This is a genomic window from Sphingobium salicis subsp. salicis (genome assembly GCF_049472635.1).
In the GTDB taxonomy this organism is placed as follows: domain Bacteria; phylum Pseudomonadota; class Alphaproteobacteria; order Sphingomonadales; family Sphingomonadaceae; genus Sphingobium; species Sphingobium yanoikuyae_A.
This window is the reverse complement of the sequence record NZ_JAYRCS010000001.1, coordinates 608,529-629,030: the sequence shown is the minus strand read 5'-3', so window position 1 is coordinate 629,030 and position 20,502 is coordinate 608,529. Positions and strand designations below refer to the sequence as shown.

Annotated in this window: 23 protein-coding genes; 10 read left to right on the top strand and 13 right to left on the bottom strand. The window is 65.5% G+C overall.

The window, feature by feature from the left end:
• Positions 1 to 481: 481 nt before the first annotated feature.
• The 6 genes from VHN57_RS03160 to VHN57_RS03135 form a co-directional block, all read right to left on the bottom strand.
• A complete protein-coding gene (locus VHN57_RS03160; RefSeq protein WP_423282755.1) occupies positions 482 to 1,312 on the bottom strand; it encodes a 23S rRNA (adenine(2030)-N(6))-methyltransferase RlmJ in 831 nt (276 codons plus the stop codon).
• 298 nt (positions 1,313 to 1,610) lie between these two features.
• Positions 1,611 to 2,645, bottom strand: a complete 1,035-nt coding sequence (gene queA, locus VHN57_RS03155; RefSeq protein WP_423282752.1) for a tRNA preQ1(34) S-adenosylmethionine ribosyltransferase-isomerase QueA — start codon at positions 2,643 to 2,645, stop codon at positions 1,611 to 1,613.
• Between the two features lie 25 nt (positions 2,646 to 2,670).
• The gene (locus VHN57_RS03150; protein WP_004211219.1) at positions 2,671 to 3,444 is read right to left on the bottom strand and encodes a peptidylprolyl isomerase; all 774 of its coding nucleotides are present in this window, start codon (positions 3,442 to 3,444) and stop codon (positions 2,671 to 2,673) included.
• A gap of 120 nt (positions 3,445 to 3,564) precedes the next feature.
• On the bottom strand, positions 3,565 to 4,077 hold the full coding sequence (gene coaD, locus VHN57_RS03145; RefSeq protein ID WP_010337450.1) for a pantetheine-phosphate adenylyltransferase: 513 nt from the start codon (positions 4,075 to 4,077) through the stop codon (positions 3,565 to 3,567).
• Positions 4,078 to 4,080: 3 nt separating this feature from the next.
• Complete coding sequence (locus VHN57_RS03140; protein ID WP_278986494.1) at positions 4,081 to 4,986, bottom strand: polyprenyl synthetase family protein; 906 nt, start codon at positions 4,984 to 4,986, stop codon at positions 4,081 to 4,083.
• Between the two features lie 8 nt (positions 4,987 to 4,994).
• A complete protein-coding gene (locus tag VHN57_RS03135; RefSeq protein WP_004211214.1) occupies positions 4,995 to 5,252 on the bottom strand; it encodes an exodeoxyribonuclease VII small subunit in 258 nt (85 codons plus the stop codon).
• A 190-nt stretch (positions 5,253 to 5,442) separates the two neighbouring features.
• Between VHN57_RS03135 and VHN57_RS03130 the strand changes: the two genes are divergently transcribed.
• The 5 genes from VHN57_RS03130 to VHN57_RS03110 all read left to right on the top strand — a co-directional run bounded on the left by VHN57_RS03130 (position 5,443) and on the right by VHN57_RS03110 (position 10,943).
• Positions 5,443 to 5,826 carry a hypothetical protein gene (locus VHN57_RS03130; protein ID WP_004211213.1) on the top strand — a complete coding sequence of 128 codons (384 nt, stop codon included), beginning with the start codon at positions 5,443 to 5,445 and terminating at the stop codon, positions 5,824 to 5,826.
• Positions 5,827 to 6,004: 178 nt separating this feature from the next.
• A complete protein-coding gene (locus tag VHN57_RS03125; RefSeq protein ID WP_004211212.1) occupies positions 6,005 to 6,340 on the top strand; it encodes a glycine zipper 2TM domain-containing protein in 336 nt (111 codons plus the stop codon).
• A 79-nt stretch (positions 6,341 to 6,419) separates the two neighbouring features.
• Positions 6,420 to 8,597 carry a phosphoribosylformylglycinamidine synthase subunit PurL gene (gene purL, locus VHN57_RS03120; RefSeq protein WP_278986492.1) on the top strand — a complete coding sequence of 726 codons (2,178 nt, stop codon included), beginning with the start codon at positions 6,420 to 6,422 and terminating at the stop codon, positions 8,595 to 8,597.
• A gap of 90 nt (positions 8,598 to 8,687) precedes the next feature.
• The gene (locus tag VHN57_RS03115; protein WP_278986489.1) at positions 8,688 to 9,161 is read left to right on the top strand and encodes a hypothetical protein; all 474 of its coding nucleotides are present in this window, start codon (positions 8,688 to 8,690) and stop codon (positions 9,159 to 9,161) included.
• 111 nt (positions 9,162 to 9,272) lie between these two features.
• Complete coding sequence (locus VHN57_RS03110; protein ID WP_423282743.1) at positions 9,273 to 10,943, top strand: glycoside hydrolase family 43 protein; 1,671 nt, start codon at positions 9,273 to 9,275, stop codon at positions 10,941 to 10,943.
• On the opposite strand, the gene VHN57_RS03105 is transcribed toward VHN57_RS03110, so the two are convergent.
• A complete protein-coding gene (locus VHN57_RS03105; protein ID WP_278986486.1) occupies positions 10,901 to 11,674 on the bottom strand; it encodes a methyltransferase domain-containing protein in 774 nt (257 codons plus the stop codon). The genes VHN57_RS03110 and VHN57_RS03105 overlap by 43 nt on opposite strands.
• Positions 11,675 to 11,731: 57 nt before the next feature.
• On the opposite strand from VHN57_RS03105, the gene VHN57_RS03100 reads away from it, so the two are divergent.
• The 3 genes from VHN57_RS03100 (at position 11,732) to bfr (ending at position 13,841) form a co-directional block, all read left to right on the top strand.
• Positions 11,732 to 12,976, top strand: coding sequence for a DUF418 domain-containing protein (locus tag VHN57_RS03100; protein WP_278986484.1), 1,245 nt, complete (start codon positions 11,732 to 11,734; stop codon positions 12,974 to 12,976).
• Between the two features lie 54 nt (positions 12,977 to 13,030).
• Entirely contained in the window at positions 13,031 to 13,201 is a 171-nt protein-coding gene (locus VHN57_RS03095; RefSeq protein ID WP_004211205.1) for a (2Fe-2S)-binding protein, read from the top strand.
• 160 nt (positions 13,202 to 13,361) lie between these two features.
• A complete protein-coding gene (gene bfr, locus VHN57_RS03090; RefSeq protein WP_004211204.1) occupies positions 13,362 to 13,841 on the top strand; it encodes a bacterioferritin in 480 nt (159 codons plus the stop codon).
• A 130-nt stretch (positions 13,842 to 13,971) separates the two neighbouring features.
• Here bfr and VHN57_RS03085 read toward each other — a convergent pair whose 3' ends face one another.
• A complete protein-coding gene (locus VHN57_RS03085; protein ID WP_069336784.1) occupies positions 13,972 to 14,379 on the bottom strand; it encodes a (deoxy)nucleoside triphosphate pyrophosphohydrolase in 408 nt (135 codons plus the stop codon).
• An 80-nt stretch (positions 14,380 to 14,459) separates the two neighbouring features.
• On the opposite strand from VHN57_RS03085, the gene VHN57_RS03080 reads away from it, so the two are divergent.
• Both VHN57_RS03080 and VHN57_RS03075 read left to right on the top strand, forming a co-directional pair.
• On the top strand, positions 14,460 to 14,645 hold the full coding sequence (locus VHN57_RS03080) for a Flp family type IVb pilin (RefSeq protein WP_004211202.1): 186 nt from the start codon (positions 14,460 to 14,462) through the stop codon (positions 14,643 to 14,645).
• Positions 14,646 to 14,778: 133 nt separating this feature from the next.
• Entirely contained in the window at positions 14,779 to 14,940 is a 162-nt protein-coding gene (locus tag VHN57_RS03075) for a Flp family type IVb pilin (RefSeq protein WP_004211201.1), read from the top strand.
• A 76-nt stretch (positions 14,941 to 15,016) separates the two neighbouring features.
• On the opposite strand, the gene VHN57_RS03070 is transcribed toward VHN57_RS03075, so the two are convergent.
• From VHN57_RS03070 to VHN57_RS03050, 5 genes are all read right to left on the bottom strand, one after another.
• A complete protein-coding gene (locus tag VHN57_RS03070) occupies positions 15,017 to 16,495 on the bottom strand; it encodes a M48 family metalloprotease (protein ID WP_423282736.1) in 1,479 nt (492 codons plus the stop codon).
• Positions 16,496 to 16,576: 81 nt separating this feature from the next.
• Positions 16,577 to 17,521, bottom strand: coding sequence for an acetyl-CoA carboxylase carboxyltransferase subunit alpha (locus tag VHN57_RS03065; RefSeq protein ID WP_004211198.1), 945 nt, complete (start codon positions 17,519 to 17,521; stop codon positions 16,577 to 16,579).
• A gap of 11 nt (positions 17,522 to 17,532) precedes the next feature.
• Positions 17,533 to 18,462 (bottom strand): tyrosine recombinase, encoded by a 930-nt coding sequence (locus VHN57_RS03060; RefSeq protein ID WP_278985448.1) that lies wholly within the window; start codon positions 18,460 to 18,462, stop codon positions 17,533 to 17,535.
• Between the two features lie 14 nt (positions 18,463 to 18,476).
• Positions 18,477 to 20,306: a hypothetical protein gene (locus VHN57_RS03055; RefSeq protein ID WP_423282732.1), complete on the bottom strand. Its 1,830-nt coding sequence runs from the start codon at positions 20,304 to 20,306 to the stop codon at positions 18,477 to 18,479.
• A gap of 5 nt (positions 20,307 to 20,311) precedes the next feature.
• On the bottom strand, positions 20,312 to 20,497 hold the full coding sequence (locus tag VHN57_RS03050) for a hypothetical protein (protein WP_278985446.1): 186 nt from the start codon (positions 20,495 to 20,497) through the stop codon (positions 20,312 to 20,314).
• Between the last annotated feature and the right edge of the window lie 5 nt (positions 20,498 to 20,502).

The window sequence follows — 20,502 nt, the reverse complement described above, 5'->3', positions numbered from 1 at the left end:
AGCCGCGCAGGATCGCCGGCCATGCTTCAGTGTTTGTCCCGATGATCCTGCGCCCGGCGAGGCGGGGTGGGTAGCGAATGCGCGCGGTCCACCTGTAACGAGCAGCCTTGATCGCGATCCTGCACCTACCATCCGAACATCACGGCGCCGATAGCAAAATCAGTTGAACATCGATCCGCAGGCGTTGGTACGGACTTTCCCGCGCGGCTATGTCACCGGCCACTATCGCGACAAGGCCAGTTGGGCGATCGCCGTCTAATGCCGGCAGCATGCCAGCGAGCGCCGGGGCTCGACGCCCTTTGTGAACTTGGGCGGCATAAGCCTGCGCCGTCGCCCCTGCGGCAGCAATGGCCTACTGCTGCACCTCGACCTTCCGGCCTGAAAGGACGATCAGGCCATCTATGCCGGGATCGCGGAGGCCTTCCAACCGCTAGGATCAGCCCTGCGAGAAGGATAATCGCCCTCATGTTCCAGAACCATCCTAATCGCCCAACCAACCGGATATAATCTCGCCCCTATGCCCTTCGGGCGCTAACGCCGCGCGCAAGGCTTCCAGCAATGGCGGCAGTGCCTGCGTGAAGGCGTAGGGTGGATTGACGATGAAAAGGCCCGCCCCATTATAGATGCCGGGTTGCTCGCTATCGTATAGCCAATGCTCCACACACAGAAATTTCGGGATGCCGAGCTTACGCAAGCGCTCCTTCCACTTCCAATGCGTGGCGTGATCTTTCAGCGGAAACCAAATCACTGTCACGCCATGCGCCCATTTGCGATGAGCGGCAGCGAGGGTGGCGGCGATGCGCGCGCGTTCGTCGGTCTGCTCATAGGGCGGGTCGACTACCACCACGCCGCGCGCGGTGCGAGGCGGCACCATAGCGAGCCAAAGCTCGTAGGCATCGCGTTCATGTACGGCCGCGCTTGTCCCGCGCATCACGCCGCGCAGGGTGTAAGCGTCTTCCGGGTGCTTTTCATTGAGGATCAGACAATCCTGCGGACGCAAAAGCTGCGCCAGAAACTGCGGCGATCCAGGGTAAAGCTGCGGTTCGTCCCCCACATTCACCGCCTGTACGGCGGCGCGGTAGTCGTCCAGCAAGGGGGTCGGGTCGGCAAAGGCCCGCAGCACGCCCCCCGTGGCCTCGCCGGTGCGCTGGGCATCGTTGCCGCCAAGGTCGTACAGGCCGCAGCCGGAATGGGTGTCGATCAGGGTGAGCGCGCCTGGTTTTTGCTGCAAGGCCCGCACCAAGGCGATCAGTAGACTGTGCTTCACGACATCGGCGCTGTTGCCGGCATGGAAGGAATGGCGATAATTCATTGTGGTTCAAAATCCTGACGATCGGCCTTTACACGATCTGCTGGACCATCTGCAAAGCGATGCTATGGCAGCGCCGGGCGCGAAAGGCGCGCGCCAAACGAAGCAACCGATCCGGTGCTCGCATATGCACTTAGATTGAGTAGTTCCCGCTTCAGGCGAATAAGCCGATGGAAAAACGATCTCAACAGGTTTCAGCCAGACGTCGAACGAGCCGTTTTTTTGATCGAAGGCAATTTAGAAGCCAGACGGGTAAATAAGGCCGGATTGCCGGGCATCATCCTTCAAAGGCCCTACCGCCTTATCGCTCCGGCAGCAGCAGGCTGGAGTCCCCATAGCTGTAGAAGCGATAGCCTTCCTCGATTGCGTGGCTGTACACGGATTGCATTTTTTCCGTGCCCATCAAGGCGCTTACCAGCATGAACAGGGTCGATTTAGGCAGGTGGAAATTGGTCATCAGCCCGTCGATCGCGCGGAAGCGGTAGCCGGGCGTGATGAAGATGCGGGTTTCGTCAGCGAAGGGACGGATCACGCCATCCTCGCCGGTCGCGCTTTCGAGCAGGCGCAGCGAGGTGGTGCCGACCGCGATGATCCGGCCGCCGGCCGCGCGCGCGGCATTCAGGCGATCGGCCGTGTCCTGATCGATCCGCCCCCATTCGGCATGCATGCGATGGTCGTCGGTATCGTCCGCCTTGACCGGCAGGAAGGTGCCCGCACCGACATGCAGGGTCAGCGTTTCGGTCAGCACGCCGGCCTGCGCCAGTGCGGCGGTGAGGGCGGGCGTGAAGTGCAGCGCGGCGGTGGGGGCGGCGACCGCGCCATCCTCGCGCGCGAACATGGTCTGGTAATCGCTGCGGTCACGCTCGTCGGTGGCGCGCTTGCTGGCGATATAGGGCGGCAGCGGCATGCGGCCGGCCCGCTCCAGCAGGAGCTCGACCGGCTCCTCGCCCTCGAAATCGAGGGTAACCCCACCATCGTCGTCGCGCGGGCCGGCGATCGCGGTCACGCCGGCGCCGAAATCGATCCGGTCGCCATCCCGCACCCGCTTGGCATTGCGCAGGAAGGCCTGCCACTGGCGCAGGCCCAGCCGCTTGTGCAGGGTCGCGCCGATCCGCGCCTCGCCCCGCATCCCTTCGAGTTGGGCGGGAATGACGCGGGTGTCGTTGAAGACCAGCACATCGCCCGCGCGCAGCAGCGATGGCAGGTCGCGCACGATGCGATCCTCCATCGCGCTGTCGCCGGGCACGAGCAGAAGGCGCGCCGAATCGCGCGGACTGGCCGGACGGAGCGCGATATTCTCCGCCGGCAGATCGAAATCGAACAGGTCTACACGCATGACGATGGCCCTTTCGGGCGCAAACTCACTTCTTCTTGGGGGCCGGCTTCTTGGCCGGGGCAGCCGGCTTCTTCGACGGCAGGGCCGCAGGTTCGGGCGCCGGCGGCGGGGGCGGCGGCGCCAGCACCGGCGGCTTGCCGTCGCTCTCGATCGAGGCCTGCAGGATCACGGTCGGGTCGGCCGGCGGCTCGCCCTCATGGATCGCGTCGACATATTGCATGCCTTCGATCACGCGGCCGAAAACGGTATATTTCTTGTCGAGCTGCATGCGCGGCAGCAGCACGATGAAGAACTGGCTGTTGGCGCTGTCCTCGCTCTGGGCGCGGGCCATCGACAGGGTGCCGCGCAGATGCGGCATCGGGTTGAACTCGGCCTTGAGGTCGGGCAGCGTCGAACCGCCGGTGCCGTCCCCCTTGGGATCGCCGCCCTGGGCCATGAAGCCGGGGATGACGCGGTGGAACTTCAGGCCATTGTAGAAGCCCTGGCGGGTCAGTTCCTTGATCCGCTCGACATGGTTGGGGGCGATGTCCGGGCGCAGCTGAATGCGCACGCGGCCGCCGCTCGACAGGTCAAGATCCCAGATATTCTGTGGGTCGGCCGGAATGGTCGCCGGCGGCAGCTGCGGCGTCAGCTGTGCGCCCAGCGACTTGGCATTCTGCTCCGCCTTCGCAGCGGTCTCCGCCTTCTTCATTTCCTCGGCACCGCCGCCGCCACCGCCGCCACCCTGGGCGAAGGCCACGCTGGACGCGGTGAGGGCGAAACCGATCGCCACGGTCTTGAGCGCGGAAGTGAAACGCATGCGAATAAGCTTTCCTTAGATCTTGCCCGGGAAGGTCAAGCCGTCCTGATAGCGCCCTGATCGGGATTGGCAACTGAACGCGGGCTGAAACGAGACGGCAACATTGGCGACAACCCGTTCCTAGCCCTGCCCCTTGAGGCCGAGCGCGGCAACCCGCGCCTCCACCTCCTCGCGCACGGCGGGGCTGACGAACTTGTGGATCGGCCCGCCATAGAGGGCGATTTCCTTGACCAGACGCGACGCGATCGGCTGCAACGATACGTCGGCCATCAGGAAAACGGTTTCGACCCGGCTGTTGATCTGCTGGTTCATGCCCGCCATCTGATATTCATATTCGAAGTCGGCGACGGCGCGCAGGCCCCGGATGATGACGCTGGCCCCCTGCGATTCGGCAAAGTCCATCAACAGCGAGTTGAAGCCGGTGACGACGATTTCGGTGTCGATGTCCGCACATTCGCGGCGAACCATGTCCAGCCGTTCCTCGTCGGAAAACATCGGCGACTTGCTGATGTTGGTGGTGACGCCGATCACCAGCTTGTCGACCAGCTTCGCGCCACGCCGAATGATGTCCATATGGCCAAGGGTGATGGGATCGAAGGTGCCGGGATAGACACCGATACGCGACTTGCTCATGATCTAGCGGTCCCTCTCCACAATATAGTCGGCAATGGCGCGCAGCAGATCCGCCTCCGCGCCATAGCCGTGCAGGTGCGCCTTGGCCTGTTCAACGAGCAGGCGCCCCTGTTCCCGCGCCCGGTCTACCCCCAGGAGCGAGACGAAGGTTTCCTTACCGGCGGCGGCATCCTTGCCCAGCGCCTTGCCGGCGAGGGCCGCGTCGCCCTCCACATCGAGCAGGTCGTCGGCGATCTGGAAAGCGAGGCCGATGTCGCGGGCATAGCCATGCAGGCCCGTGCGCGCCTCGACCGGAATGCGCGCCATGATGGCGGCGGCATCGACGCAGAAGCCGATCAGCGCACCGGTCTTGAGATTTTGCAGCCGGGTGACGGTGGCGAGATCGAAGCGGGTCTTTTCCGCCTCCAGGTCCATCATCTGCCCGCCCGCCATGCCGGCCGGGCCGCTGGCGACGGCGAGCGCCTTTACGAGGTCGATGCGAACGAAGGCATCGGGATGGGTCTGTTCGTCGGCCAGGATTTCGAAGGCGAGATCATGGAGGCAATCGCCGGCCAGGATCGCGGTCGCTTCGTCGAACGCCTTGTGGACGGTCGGCTTGCCGCGCCGCATATCGTCATCGTCCATCGCCGGCAGATCGTCATGAACCAGCGAATAGACATGGATGCATTCGATCGCGAGGCCGACGCGCAGCGCGGATTCGCGGGAAATGTTGAACAGGTCGCAGGTCGCCTGCACCAGCAGCGGCCGCAGCCGCTTGCCCCCCCCGATCGCGGCATGGCGCATCGCTTCATAGAGGCGATGGCGCGGATCGTCCGGGATCGCCAGCAGCGCGTCGAACGCCCGGTCGATATCGGCCGCGACCGTTGCCGCACGGGCGGCGACCAGCGCTCCTGCCGCGCTCCGTTCCATGCAGTGGGTCAATCCGCGCCGAACGGCTGGGCGCCGGTGATGGCGCCGCCGGCATCGACGGTCAGCTTGCTGATGCGCGCCTCGGCCGCCTGCAGCCGCTCGGTGCAGCGCTTGCGCAGTTCTTCACCCTGGGCATAGAGCGAGATCGACTCATCGAGCGGGACATCGCCGCTTTCCAGCCGGCGGACGATCGATTCGAGTGCGCGCAGCGCATCCTCGAACGACAATTGGGACAGATCCTTTTGCGGGGTATTTTCCTCAGCCATGCGCCTGCATTGACCGCCCCTGTCCACGGGGTCAAGCGCGGATGACATGGCAGCAGACCCAAGGCCGCCCAATAGTGGGTCAATAGCGCCGCTGTCACGCAAACGTCATGACGTCGCTGCACAGGCGTGGCGGAATTCGGGCAGTTTTGCGTTGACGCACAATGTTGCAAGCGCACATAAAAGGATCGCTATGAAATATTATCTCCCCCTCATCGCCGTTGCCGGCCTGACCATGCTGTCGGCCTGCAACAAGAGTGACGAACCCGAAGTCGTCGGCGGCCCCGCCGATCCGATGGCTGCCCAGCTTGCCAACGCCGCGCCGGTCGAGCTGCCGCCGTCGGTCAAGGCCAACAAGCAGTTCCGCTGCAAGGACAACAGCCTGTTCTTCGTCGACTATATGAGCGACGACAAGAGCGCGATCCTGCGCACCGAAAAGAATGGCGCGCCCACCATGCTGAAGGCTGCCGAAGCTGGCCAGCCCTTCACCGCCGAAGGTGGTTATGAGGTCAAGGGTTCGGGCAACGACGTGACGATCACCGTCCCCGGCAAGTCGGCGCAGGCCTGCCACGTCTGATCGCAGCATTGCCTGAGTCTTTTTTCTGACAGGGGCCGGTTCTTCCCTAGGAACCGGCCCTTTTTTCATGCCCAGTGCCTTTCCTGAACAACAGATAACGTGCCGGTTCAGGATGTTGCCAGCCAGCCGGTGGCAGAACAGCCTCGTACCAGAGATAAACAGGTCGAGGAGATGACCCATGAACTTCAAGAAGAGCCTGATCGCCATGGCCCTGGCGACCGCAACCGTCGCCACCGCTGTTCCGGCGACCTCCTTCGCCCGCGGCCATGATCGTGGCTGGCACCGTGGCGACCGCCATTATGACCATGGTCGCTATTCCGACCGTCGCGGCTATCGCGGTGATTATCGCTGCCGCAAGTCGGGCGGCACCACCGGCCTGCTGCTGGGCGGCGTTGCCGGTGCCCTGCTGGGCCGCGCGGTCGACACCCGCGGCGATCGCACCACCGGCACCGTCGTCGGCGCTGGCGCCGGTGCCCTGGCTGGCCGCGCGATCGACCGCAACAGCAGCTGCTAAGCGACTTAAGGGCGGCGGCCATGACTTGGCCGCCGCCTCCCCATTGTGAATCCCGCGCCACGCGTCTAAAGGCGCGCTCATGTCCAGCAGCGCCCCCCAGATCACCCCGCAGATCGTTGCCGAGCACGGTCTGTCCCCCGAAGAATATGATCGCGTCCTGAAGGCGATCGGCCGCGAGCCGAACCTGACGGAACTCGGGATCTTTTCGGTCATGTGGTCGGAGCACTGCTCGTATAAATCCTCCAAGATCCACCTGATGAAGCTGCCCACCAAGGGTCCGCAGGTGATCTGTGGCCCCGGCGAAAATGCCGGCGTGGTCGACATCGGCGATGGCCAGGCCGCCATCTTCAAGATGGAGAGCCACAACCACCCCAGCTACATCGAACCCTATCAGGGCGCCGCGACCGGCGTCGGCGGCATCCTGCGCGACGTGTTCACCATGGGTGCCCGCCCGGTGGCCAACATGAACGCGCTGCGCTTCGGCCGCCCCGACCACCCCAAGATGAAGCACCTCATCAGCGGCGTGGTCCATGGCATTGGCGGCTATGGCAATTGCGTCGGCGTGCCGACCGTGGGCGGCGAGGTGAACTTCCACCCGGCCTATGACGGCAATATCCTGGTCAATGCGATGACCGTCGGCATCGCCGACACCGACAAGATCTTCTATTCGGCCGCCAGCGGCGTCGGCAACCCGATCGTCTATGTCGGGTCCAAGACCGGCCGCGACGGCATCCATGGCGCGACCATGGCGTCGGCCGATTTCGGTGAGGACAGCGAAGAGAAGCGCCCCACCGTCCAGGTCGGCGACCCCTTCACCGAAAAGCTGCTGATCGAGGCGTGCCTGGAACTGATGGCGTCGGACGCGATCGTCGCCATTCAGGACATGGGTGCCGCCGGCCTCACCTCCTCCAGCGTCGAAATGGCGTCGAAGGGCGGCGTCGGCCTGCACCTCAAGATGGATGACGTGCCGCAGCGCGAAACCGGCATGACCACCTATGAGATGATGCTGTCGGAAAGCCAGGAGCGCATGCTCATGGTGCTCAAGCCCGGCCGTGAAGCCTTTGCCGAGGCGATCTTCAAGAAGTGGGAACTCGACTTCGCCGTCATCGGCCATGTCACCGACACCGGCCGCATGGTGCTGGAGCATAAGGGCGAGATCGTCTGCGACATTCCGCTTGCCCCCCTGGCCGACGATGCGCCGCTCTACGACCGTCCCTCGATGCCGAAGGACGAATATAAGATCTGGTCGAAGGTCGAGCCGCTGGGCGAGATCGCCGAGAGCGCCGACATCGGCGCGGACCTCGTCACGCTGATGGGCAGCCCCGACATCGCCAGCCGTCGCTGGATCTGGGAACAATATGACCATATGGTCGGCGCCGACACGGTGCAGCGCCCCGGCGGCGACGCGGCCGTGGTGCGTGTCCATGGCAGCAGCAAGGGCATTGCCATCAGCACCGACTGCACCCCGCGCTATTGCTATGCCGACCCCTATGAAGGTGGCAAGCAGGCAATCGCGGAATGCTATCGCAACCTGAGCGCGGTCGGATCGACCCCGCTGGCGGTCACCAACTGCCTCAACTTCGCCAATCCGCAGCGCCCCGAGATCATGGCGCAACTGACCGGCTGCCTGGAGGGCATGGGCGACGCCTGCCGCGCGTTCGACTTCCCGATCGTGTCGGGCAATGTCAGCCTCTACAATGAATCCAAGGCAACCGGCGGTGGCTCGGCGATCCTGCCGACCCCGGCGATCGGCGGCATCGGCCTGCTGACCGATATCGATGCGATGGCGACCGTGGCGTTCAAGAATGAAGGCGACGCGATCTGGCTGGTCGGCGGCGAAGGCACGCATCTGGGCCAGTCGATCTGGCTGCGCGAGATTGCCGGCCGCGAAGCGGGGGATGCGCCCAAGGTCGACCTGGCGGTTGAGCGCGCCAATGGCGACGCCGTCCGCGCGCTGGTGGTGGCGGGCACGGTCAATGCCGTGCATGACATTTCCGACGGCGGCCTGATCGTCACGATCGCGGAAATGGCGCTGGCCGGCAAGATCGGCGCGACGCTGGACGTGGCGCTGACCACCGCTTCGGCGTTCGGCGAAGACCAGAGCCGCTATGTCGTCACGGCCCCAGCCGGCGTCGAGATTGCCGGCGCGGTCAAGATCGGCACCGTTGGCGGCGACAGCGTGGCGGACGTGTCGATCGACGCGCTGCGCACCGCGCATGAAGGCTTCTTCCCCGCGCTGATGGACAGCGAACTCTAAATCTTTCCGTCCCGCCGGGTGCAGCGCATCCGGCGGGACAAGTTCATCGCAATCTGTCATGATCCACCCCGAGAAAATGGGGAGCGCACCATGCGCGAGAGGATCATCCGGGCCACCTTGGTTGCCGGCACACTCGACATATTTTCCGCCTTCGTCTTTGCCGGCATGGCAGGCACGCCGCCGCATGCGGTGCTGCAATTTGTCGCGAGCGGCCCGCTGGGCGATCGCGCGCGGGGCGATCCCGTCTGGCTCTGGGCAATCATCGGCCTGGCCGTCCATTTCGCGATCATGGCCTGCATGGCGGGCGCCTATATGCTGATCGCGCAGCGGCGCCCTGCCCTGCGCCGCCATCCGGTCGTCGCCGGCCTGCTCTATGGCCTGCTGCTCTGGGCGATCATGTACTGGATCGTGCGGCCGTGGCGCTGGCCTGCCATGTGGTTGCCCGCCGCCTATGCCGCGCTGCCGATCGGGCGGATCGCCTGGAATATCGGCAACCAGCTCTTCTCCCACTGCATTCTGGTCGGCCTGCCGATCGCCTTCATCGCGGCCGGGCGCCGACGATAGATAGTGACAGCGAAGTTGACATATCCAGGCCGTTTGCGCGCGCAGGGCCGGATTTTTGATAGCGCTATCATAAACTCTCTCCTATGTTCGGCAAAAATGGGAGGAGAGGATATGCGCAAGACCCGTCGTGCCGCCTTGCTGTTGCTGGCCGCCATTGCCGGCCCGGCCCTGGCAGGCCCCGCCCGCTTCAGCGATTTCCGCTATGACGGCCGCGCCCAGGAGCAGGTGACGCCCGGCCCGGACGACTATCGCAACCCGATCCTGTCGGGCTATTATCCCGATCCATCGATCACGCGGGTCGGCGAGACCTATTATCTCGTCAACTCCTCCTTCGCCCATTATCCGGGGCTGCCGGTCTTCCGGTCGACCGACATGGTCCACTGGCGCCAGATCGGCAATGCGATCGACCGGCCCGACCAGTTTGATTTCAGCAGCCTGCGCAGTTCGCGCGGCATGTTCGCGCCCGACATCTCCTTCCATGACGGGCTTTTCTACCTGGTCGGCACCTGCGTCGATTGCGGCGGCAATTTCGTGATGACCGCAAAGGACGCGGCCGGGCCATGGTCCAAGCCCCACTGGCTGCCGTTCGAGGGGATCGATCCGTCGATCTACTGGGAAGGCGAGCGCGCCTTCATCGTCAATAATCGCGCGCCGGCCGAACCGCCCCGTTACGACGGGCATCGGGCGATCTGGGTGCAGGAATTTGACTGGCACGCGCTCAAGATGACCGGCACGGCGACGCAGATCGTCAATGGCGGCGTCGACATCCGCCAGAAGCCGTCCTGGATCGAGGGACCGCATCTGCTGAAGCGCGAGGGATATTATTATCTGATCGCGGCCGAGGGTGGCACCGGCGACCAGCATAGCGAAGTGGTGTTCCGCGCCCGCGAGCTGCGCGGCCCCTTCACCCCCTATGCCGGCAATCCGATCCTGAGCCAGCGCAGCCTGGACCCGGCCCGTCCCCATCCGGTGACATCGGCCGGCCATGCCAAGCTGGTGCAGACGCAGGCCGGGGACTGGTGGGCGACTTTCCTCGCCACCCGCCCCTATGGGCCGGACCTCTACAATATCGGGCGCGAAACCTTCCTGCTGCCGGTCGCATGGCGCGATGGCTGGCCGCATATATTGGAGGCCGGCAAGGCCATTCCCTATGCGGCGAAACGCCCGGCCCTGCCGGTGCGCGATGCCGATGCGCCGCCGACCAGCGGCGATTTCGCCTATCGCGACCGGTTCGACGGGCCGGAGCTGGGCTTGGACTGGATCGGGCTGCGGACACCCAAGGCGCCGCTTTACCGGCTGGAAGCAGGCGGACTGGTGCTGGACGGCGCGACGGCGCTGGGCGACCTGAGCGGCGCCCCGGCCTTTGTCGGGCGGCGCCAACAGCATCATGTAGCGACCATCAGCACGGACCTGACCTATCGGCCGGAGACGGAGGGGGATCTTGCGGGGCTGGAAGCCGTACAGTCCGACCGCTCCTTCCTGTTCTTCGGCGTGACGCAGAAGGACGATAAGCCGCAGATCGCCCTGATGGTGCGCGAGGACAGCGATCGTGACAGGCTGGTCGCGGCCGCGCCGATCGACCCAACCAAGCCCGTCCGCCTGACCATCGCCCTTAATGGCGGCACGGCGCGCTTCGCCTATGGCGTCGACGGGCGGGAGACAGTGCTGGTGCGCGATGTCGATATCCGCTTCCTCAGCACCCATGAGGCCGGCGGCTTCGTCGGCACGGTGGTCGGCCCCTATGCCTGGTCCGCGCGCGTCACCCGGCCGATCAGCAACTGATAGACGTCACGGCCGCCCGCCTCGTCATAGGCGGCCATGACCCGGCGCAGCGCGGCGGGGGAGAGCGGCCGGCGCCCCTCGTCCGGCACCACCGCGCCGATGCCCTTGAGATGGCCGATCAGCGCGCGGGCGCCCTGTCCTTCCAGCAGTACGGTCTCGTCAAAGGCGAAGGCGTCGCCATAGGCCGCCAGCATCGCGCGCAGCGCGTCGAGCGAGGGATAGGCGGGGACGCCGGGCGTCAGATCGCAGGTCGCATGAGCAGCGCGCCAATTGGCAAAGCTGCCCTGCCCCATGGTCGAGAAGATGAGGCTGCCGCCGGGGCGGAGCAGCGCCACCAGCCGCGCGATCGCGGCGGGCAGGTCGTCAAACCATTGGAAGGCAAGGCTGGAGAGGATGAGGTCGAACCATTCGCCTTCGAACGAGGGCGCCTCCCCATCCATCGCGAGGAAGGTGCCGGCGACCAGCCCGGCCGATGCAGCCCGGTCCAGCATCTTTGGCGAAATGTCCGTGGCGACCAGTTCCGCGCCGGGCCAGCGGGTCTGGATGTCGCGCGTGAGCAGGCCGGTGCCGCAACCGATTTCCAGGATGCGCGCGACGCCGTCCGGGCTCTGCCGCTGGGCGATGTCGGCGACCAGCCCGGCGGCCGTCCGCTGCGGCCCGGCATGTTCGTCATACCGGTCGGCCGCCGCGCCGAAGGAGTCGCTTATCCGTTGCTTGCGGACCTGATTCATGGGTAGGCGCATGGCAGACCAATGCCCCGATGGCCAGCATCTTCAAGGATTGCCCGCATGACCGCCGCATCGCCCCGTATCCCCGCCATGGACGTGCTGCGCGGCTGCGCGGTGATGGGCATATTGTGGATGAACATCACCGCCTTCGCGCTGCCGCAGAACGCCTATTTCAATCCGGTCGCGGCCGGGCCGATGTCGGGCGGCGACATCGCCTTCTGGGCGAGCAGCCTGATCCTGGTCGACGGCAAGATGCGGGGGCTGTTCTCGCTGCTGTTCGGGGCGTCGATGCTGCTACTGATCGACCGGGAGGAAATGGCCGGGCGCGACGGCACGCGGACGCAACTGGTGCGCGGCGGCTGGCTGCTGGCGATCGGCCTGCTGCATCACATATTGCTGTGGTGGGGCGACATATTGGTGACCTATGCAGTGGTCGGCACCATCGTCCTGCTCTTTGCCCAGAAGGAGCCGCTGGCGCTGGTCAAATGGGCGTTTCTCGCCTTCCTGATCCACTTCCTGATCTGTGGCGCCTTCATCGCCAGCCTCTATGGCTGGGCTCATGCCGCCGCCGCGCCCGGTGCCGCCGCCGCGACGCGCGAGGGGCTCGACAGCTTCCTCGCCGGCCTGTCCGCCCCCAACAGCCCGATCATCCAGCAGGATGTCGCCATCTACACCGGCAGCTTCGGCGGGATCGTGCGCCATCATCTGACCGGCTTTGTCGGCGACTGGCTGTGGACCTTCCTCTTCACCGGGCTCGACACACTGGGCTTCATGCTGCTGGGCATGGCGATGCTGAAGGGCGGCTTCCTGATCGGCCGCTGGCCCGCGGAGCAATATAGGCAGACCGCGCGCCACTGTTTTCTGATCGGACTGGTGCCGATGATCGGCCTGACCATCTGGGTGGTGGCGAGCGGCTTTGCGCCGCTGACCGCCTTTTCGACCGCGCTGCTCTGGTCCTTCCCCTTCCGCATCCCGCTGGCGGTCGGCTGGGCGGCACTGATCCTGTGGCTGCTGGCGCGGCATCGCGATCACTGGCTGGTCGGCCGCCTCGCCGCGACCGGGCGCATGGCGCTGAGCAATTATCTGGGCACAAGCCTCGTCATGACGGCGATCTTCTATGGCTGGGGCCTGGGGCTGTTCGGACAGGTTCGCCCGGCACTCTTCCCGCTGTTCATCCTGGGCGCCTGGGCGGTGATGCTGCTCTGGTCCCAAGCCTGGCTCGACCGATTCGCGATGGGGCCGGCCGAATGGGTCTGGCGCAGTCTGCAACGGGGAAAAGTGCAAAAGATTCGCAGGAGCGCATGATCTTCTATTGCGATCCATTAGCATCTGACCTATTTCACGGGTCAGGAGAATCCAATGGTCGTCTGTGTTTGCAATGCCATTCGCGAAAAGGATCTGCGGGAAGCGGCGCGCGATGGTGCCGATACCCCCTGTAGCGCCTATGCCCGTTTCGGCCGTCGGCCCAAGTGCGGCCAATGTGTCGGCTATGCCCGCACGATCATCGCAGCAGAGCGCGCGACGGCCTGAATAGATTGCGAAGCAGGCGCAGTAAAAGGCCCCTGACAATCGCGAACATCACGCAATAGCTGTCTGAAAAATGGCGGTTTTCTGCGCCTTTCCGGCTTAACAACCGGATGCGAAACCTTTATATGTCCGGCATTCCCAATAACAGCCGGAGCATAGCGCCATGAAGGGCGACCAGAAGGTTATCGATTATCTGAACGAGGTCCTCAAGAACGAGCTGACCGCGATCAATCAATATTTCCTGCATTATCGCATCCTCAATCACTGGGGCATCGAGAAGCTCGCCAAGTTCGAATATGAGGAATCGATCGACGAGATGAAGCACGCCGACAAGGTGGCGGAGCGCATCTTGTTCCTCGACGGCCTGCCCAATTTCCAGCTGCTCGGCCGCCTGAAGATCGGCGAGACCGTCGAGGAAATCCTGAAGGCGGATCTGGAGCTGGAATATGAGGCGCTGCCGGTACTGCGCGACGCGATCGCCTATTGCGAGTCGATCAAGGACTTCGTCAGCCGCGACCTGTTCCAGTATATCCTCGAAAGCGAGGAAGAGCATGTCGACACGCTGGAAACCCAGTTCGAGATGATCGAGCGCATGGGCATCCAGAATTATGTCCAGCTGCAGAGCAAGGCCAAGGAAGACTGACACGAACGCGCGGGACCGGCTGTCCGGCGGTCGGCCCCGTCTTTACAGGCTGTGGGGGAAGGTGCGCATCGCCCTTCCCCTGCCCTTTATGGCCTAACCTTGCGCCATCGGTGCAGAGCCGGATTTCCCGTCAGATCAGCGCGTCGAGAATGCCGATCAGCGGCAGGTCGGCTGGTGGCATGTCGAGCGCATACATTTGCGCGGGCCGCACCCATTGCAGCGCGGTGGCATGGCGCGCTTCGGGCATCCCTTCCCATTTGCGGCAGACATAAAGCAGCAGCAGCAGATGCTTGCTCTCCAGCGGTGCACTGGCGAAGGTCGCGGGCGCGAGGCAGCTTTCATGGGTGCGGATCCCCAGTTCCTCCTCCAGTTCGCGCACCAGTGCCGCCTCGGGCGTTTCACCCGGCTCCACCTTGCCACCGGGAAACTCCCACAGGTCCGCCATCGGCTTTCCAGGCGGCCGTTGCTGCACCAAAACGCGCCCATCGGCATCGATCAGGGCGACGGCGACGACCAGAAACGGGGTAAAACTCTGCATAACGCTCCCTTGCAAGGGCTTTGTTAACCGTGGCTGCTTTACACCCAGATCGTGGAGTGTCTGTAGCCAAGCGGGGTCATATGCGCGCGATCATCGAATTCGTCACGAAATCCGCGCTTTCGCGATGTGAGCGGGGGGCAACCGCGGTCGAATATGGCCTGATCATCGCGATGGTCGTGCTGGCCATGATCGCGGCGCTGAACAACGTCGCGACGCGCACGACCGGCATGTGGAACAATGTCGCCGGTGAAGTGACCAAATATTAACCACGAAATTCTGACACCCCCGGTTTCGCATTAAACTTTTCTCAACCGAGCCAATCTAGAGAGGTCTTCGCTGACCTAATTCATAGCGGGGCGGCCGGGTAGTTTAACGTAACGTTTGTCAAGGAGACATCACATGCAGTTCATTCGCAAGATGCTGAAGAACGAAAAGGGCGCGACCGCCATCGAATACGGCCTGATCGCCGCTCTGATCGCCGTGGCCGCCATCGGCGCCATGACCAGCCTGGGCTCGAAGCTGGGCAGCACCTTCAACAACGTTTCGGGCAACCTGAAGTAAGCTCGAAACCGATGTTAGAAAAGGGCGGCGGAAGCAATTCCGCCGCCCTTTTTCTTTGCCTGGAGTCTGCCGAATCTTACCAGGTGACGATCTTCACCCGATCGCCCGGTTTCAGCACGGAGCGTTCGTTGAGGGCGTTCAGCACCAGGAAGCGCTCCAGCGGATAATCGCTATAGGCCATGCGGCGGCCAAGCGACTGGACGGTGTCGCCCGCCTTGACGGTGACCAGATTGACCCGGCGCGGCTTGATCGCCGCCGCATCCTGCGCCGACAGGCGCTGGACCGAACGGACCATCGAGTCGAACGGGCCAATGCCCTTGCCCGCCGGGGTCAGCAGCAGGAAATGATAGGCCTTTCCGCCGCCGAAATCATAAGCGAAGACCGTGGCGTCGATCTGACCCGACTTGGTGTTCGCGCGCACCGTGCGCCAGGCGGCCGGCAGGCCGTTGATCGTCGTGCGCTGCACCTCACCCGCCGGCGGCGCGCCAGCACTGCCGGCGAGTCGCTTGAGCACCGAATCGATATAGGTCGACAAATTGCCATTATAGGCCATGCCGCCGAACTGTGCCTGACCGCCCGAACCGGTGATGCTGACCGCGTCCGCGCCATTTTCCATGCCGAAGCCCGAGGGCGCGGTGAAGGACAGGCGCAGGTCCGGGTGGCGGAAGCGGCTGCCGTCGATCACCCCCTGTTTAGGATCATCGCCATAGAGGACGCCATTGAGCGCGGTCAGGAAGGCATCGCGGTTGCGTAGCGTGCTCGTCGCGCCGGTGCGCGAGGCCATCTGCGCCGCCCGATCGACGCGCTCACCCGGATCGGGATGGGTGCTGGCCCATTCGGGCATGGAGCGCGCGTCACCCGAAACCCGCTGGTCCAGGCTGGTCTGCGCCGCGAGCGAGGCCAGCATGTCCGACAGCGCACGGGGATCATAGCCGGCCGAGGCGAGGTAGCGGATGCCCAGATCGTCCGCCTCATATTCCTGGCTGCGCGAGAATTTGAGGGTCAGAAGCTGGCTGCCGGTGCCGATCCCCTGCTGCAGCACGCCGCCCAGCGCCGAATCGCCCAGCAGGGCGCCGGTCAGCACCTGCAGCAGCGCGCCGCCGATCGCGTTGCGCTGCGCCGCCTGCTGGCGCCGCTGGCCATGCTGGGCGGCGACATGGCCGACTTCATGGCCCAGCACGCCGGCCAGCTGCGCCTCGTCATTCATCAGCGCCATCAACTGACGCGTGACATAGACATAGCCGCCGGGGATGGCGAAGGCGTTATTGACCGGGGAGTTGAGCAGGGTGACGGTGAAATCGCCCTGCGCATTGGAGAGGCCGGACTGGACCGCGATGCGGCGTCCGACCGTTTCCACATAGCGCGCCTGCGGCCCGACATAGGCGCCGCCAAATTCCTTGAGCAGTTCGGGATGCTGCTTGGCGCCCGATGCCTTGTCCTGCGCGCTGATCGAGGAGGCGGTGCGAATCGCCCGCTGCTGCCCCAGCACCGCCGGCGCCACGCCCGCGACGATCAGGCCGACGCCCAGGCCGGCCGAGAACCATGTCCGATTCATTCCATTCCCATCCTTGACACCCTGCCCCCTGTTACCGTGCCGTAACGAGCGAGGACAGGATGCTGTTCCGGGAAATTGACGTCAGATACCGATGGCCAGGAACTTGTCGGCGCGATCGGTGCGCAGCGCCTGCGGTTCGAGGCCGGACAGCGCGTCCAGTTCCTCGCCAATGGCTGCACCCAGATTGGCGATCGCCTGCACCGGCTCGCGATGGGCGCCGCCCACGGGCTCTACGACGATACGGTCGATCACGCCCAGGCCCTTCAAATGCTGCGCCGTGACCTGCATCGCGGTCGCCGCATCGCTGGCCTTGTCGGCGGTGCGCCACAGGATCGAGGCGCAGCCTTCGGGCGAGATCACCGAATAGACGGCATGTTCGAACATCAGCACGCGATTGGCCGCGGCCAGCGCCACTGCGCCGCCCGAGCCGCCCTCGCCCACCACGGCCGCGACCATGGGGACGCCAAGCGCCAGACAGGCCTCGGTCGAACGGGCAATGGCTTCGGCCTGGCCGCGTTCTTCGGCCTGAACGCCCGGAAAGGCGCCCGAGGTGTCGACCAAAGTGACGACCGGCAGGCCGAAACGATCAGCCAGTTCCATCAGGCGGATCGCCTTGCGATAGCCTTCGGGCTTGGCCATGCCGAAATTGTGGCGGACGCGGCTGGCGGTGTCGTCGCCCTTTTCATGGCCGATGACCATGACCTTGCGCTCGCCCAGCGTCGCGAAACCGCCGATGATCGCCTGATCGTCGGCAAAGGCGCGGTCGCCGGCCAGCGGCATGAAATTGTCGAACATGCCCGCGACATAATCCTTGAAGTGCGGGCGTTCGGGGTGGCGGGCCACCTGCGTCTTCTGCCAGGGCGTCAGCTTGGCATAGATGTCCGACAGCATCTTGTCGGCACGCTGTTCCAGCGTGTTGATCTCGCCACTGATGTCGATGTCGCCGACGGAGGCCGTCTGGCGCAGTTCGATGATGCGGGCTTCCAGCTCTGCGACCGGCTTTTCAAATTCGAGAAAGCTTACCATGGCGGATGGCGTTAAGGCGCGGACGCGTCGCCGTCAACGCGGGGATGCGCGATCCTGGCTTGCATGCCGGCCAGCGGGTGCCGGCTGTTGACCAGTTCGACCAGCCGGCGGCTGTCGACATGGGTGTAGATTTGCGTCGTGCCGATATCGGCATGGCCCAGCATCGATTGCAGCGCGCGCAGGTCCGCCCCGCCCTCCAGCAAATGGGTGGCAAAGGCGTGGCGCAGCACATGGGGGCTGACCCGCTCGGGCGCGATGCCGGCCGCCGCGGCCAGTTGCTTCACCAGCTGATAGAGGCGAATGCGGCTGACATGGCTCTTGCCCGAAGGGAAGAGCCAGGGGCTGTCGGCCGGCACATGGGCGAGCCAGGTCGCGACGGCGGCGCGGGCGCGGTCGGAGATCGGCACCAGCCGCTCGCGCGCGCCCTTGCCCCTGATGATGAGGAAGGGGCGATCGACCGCCAGCGCCTTGCGCGGCAGCGAAACCAGTTCGGTCGCGCGCAGGCCCGAGCCATAGAGAAGTTCGATCAGCGCCGAGAGCCGCAGGTCGAGCGGCGCGGGATGCGCCGTCTCCACCCGCTGCGCGATCAGGGCGAACAGCGAATCGACCTCCTGCGACGACAAGATCTTGGGCAGCGGCCGGCGTGTGACCGGCCGGGGCAATGCTGCGCCGGGATTGTCGGCGCGCAGCCCCTCTTCCTCCAGAAAAGCGTAGAAGGCGCGCAGCGCCGACGCCTTGCGCGCCACGGTGGAGGCGGCGAGCGGCGCCCATTCGCCAGCAAGACGGCCGAGCATGTCCTGACTGGCGGCGGCAAGCCCGCCGACAATCTCGCCCGCGCCCTGAAGGTCCGTGCGATAGGCAAGCAGCGTGTTGCGCGACGCGCCCCGTTCCGCCGCCATCATTTCGAGGAAGCGGTCGATCAGGACGGCATCATCATCCATCGCCCCGGACCGGGTCAGGACAGGCGGGTCAGGGCCTCGGCCGCGATCATCCGCGCCTCCGGGTCCAGCCCGACGCAATGCAGCGCCGCCACCACATGATAGAGATGGCCGGGCGGCAGGCGATGCCAGTCGCGCCCCTGCATGCCGACGGCAGCGAGCAGTGCCACGGTCGCCTTCTCGCCCCGCTGCGACGCGGCGTCGATCGCACGCGCCCAGCGGCTGTTGGCGGCCAGGGTGAAGCCATTATCCTGCGCCAGCGCGGCCGCATCATTGGCCGACAGGCGCGACAGGCCCGCCAGCGCGGCGATCAGCATCCGTCCCTTTTCAGGGCCGGCATCGCCGACATAGCTGGAGATGCGGCTGCTGCCGCTGTCGACGACCGTGCTGGGGGCGCCGACCGCGAGCAAGGCCCAGAAATCCTGCGCGCCATCGCCATCGATCTGGCCGATCGCCTGCGCCCAGCGGGCCGCATTGCGATCATAGCCGGCGGTCAGCATCGCCGCGACCAGATTGGCGGCATCGCGCGCATCGGCCTGCGACACCGGCAGTGCGGCGGCGGCGCGGGCGGTGGCGATCAGGCCGACATAGTCGGGCGCGCCATTGTCGCGCCACAGCGTCTGCATCGCCTGGATGCGGGCACCCGCAGTCGGGCCGGAATAGGCATTGCGCAGCGCATCGACGCGATCGGCCAGATCGGACGCGAGATCGCCTTCGCTACCCAGCTCGGCATAGAAATTGACCAGCGCCTCGCTGGAGAAGACGCCCAGTCGCGCCGCGACTTCGCTGCCCGGCAGGCGGCGCACGGCGGTCAGGGCCGGCGCGCGGGCTTCCCAGGCACGGACGTGCGGGCCGACGCTGCCGAACATGTCGTCGGGGATCGGCACGTTGAGCGCCGTCGCCAAACCATAGCGCCAGGCGGTGAGGCCATCGACGCCGTCCCATTCGATCTTGACCGAACGGCGCGCGTTGAAGCCCGCGCCGACCATCTTTTCGGCCAGGCGATAATCGATGCCGCGCACCACGCCCTTGCGCTGGGCCTGGTTGAGTGCGGCGCTGGCCGACCCCTGATCGCCCGACAGCGCGGGGCAGATCGCCCGCGTCATGTCCCAGCCCGGTTCCTTGCTGGTGCGCAGCGCGCCCGCCGACAGCGGACACAGGCCCGCAGGATCGGCGGTCGCCAGATAGGTCTGCATCGCGATCGCGTAGAGACGCGGCGTATATTTGTCGGGGTCGACGCTCTGCACCAGCAGCCGGGCGCTATCCGCCTCGCCCATGCGCAGCAGCAGCCAGGCGCGCTCGGCCGCCCAGTCGGCGCCATTGATGCCGCGCGGCGTGTTTGTGGCGCTCAGCAGCGCGCGCCGCAGCAGGATGGAGGCCCAGCGCGACAGGATCGGCGCATGGGTCTGCTTCATCAGCGTGGCGAGATAGGGGCCATATTCCGCGCCGAAGGCGTCGGGTTCCATGCCGCGCGTGGCCGGCGTCAGCGGGCCGATGCGGTCGAGCGAGCGGCGGGCGCCCTGCGGCAGGTCATATTTGGCCTTTTCAGCGGCCAGTTCGTCCGCGCTCATCGCCTCGGCGGCATTGTCCACCGCATTGGCGACCGACAGGTCCAGCGGCTGGACGATTTCGCCAGACGGCGACGGCGTGACCGGCACGGTCGGGACGACCGGTGCGGGCGATGCCGGACGAGCCGGCTGCGCCGGCGTGGGGGTCGGCGCCGGGGCCGGATCACCAAAGCCGGGCGGCAGCAGCGATTCGGGCGCCTGCTGCGCGACGACCGGCAGCGCCAAGGCGAGCGCAAAGCTGCCCAGCGCCCATTTCGCATTCCCCCGCAGGCGGCTCATGCGGCTTACTGACCCAGTTTCTCGGCCGGGATGACCTTCTCGACGGGCTGTTGCGGCTGCTCGCCACCGCGCGACCAGAGCACGCCGATCAGCAGGACAAGAACCAACACCGCCGCGATCGGAAGGATCGGCAGACGGCTGCGACGGCGCGAACCGCCTTCGAAACTGCTCAGGGAACGATTATTCTTCATGGTCT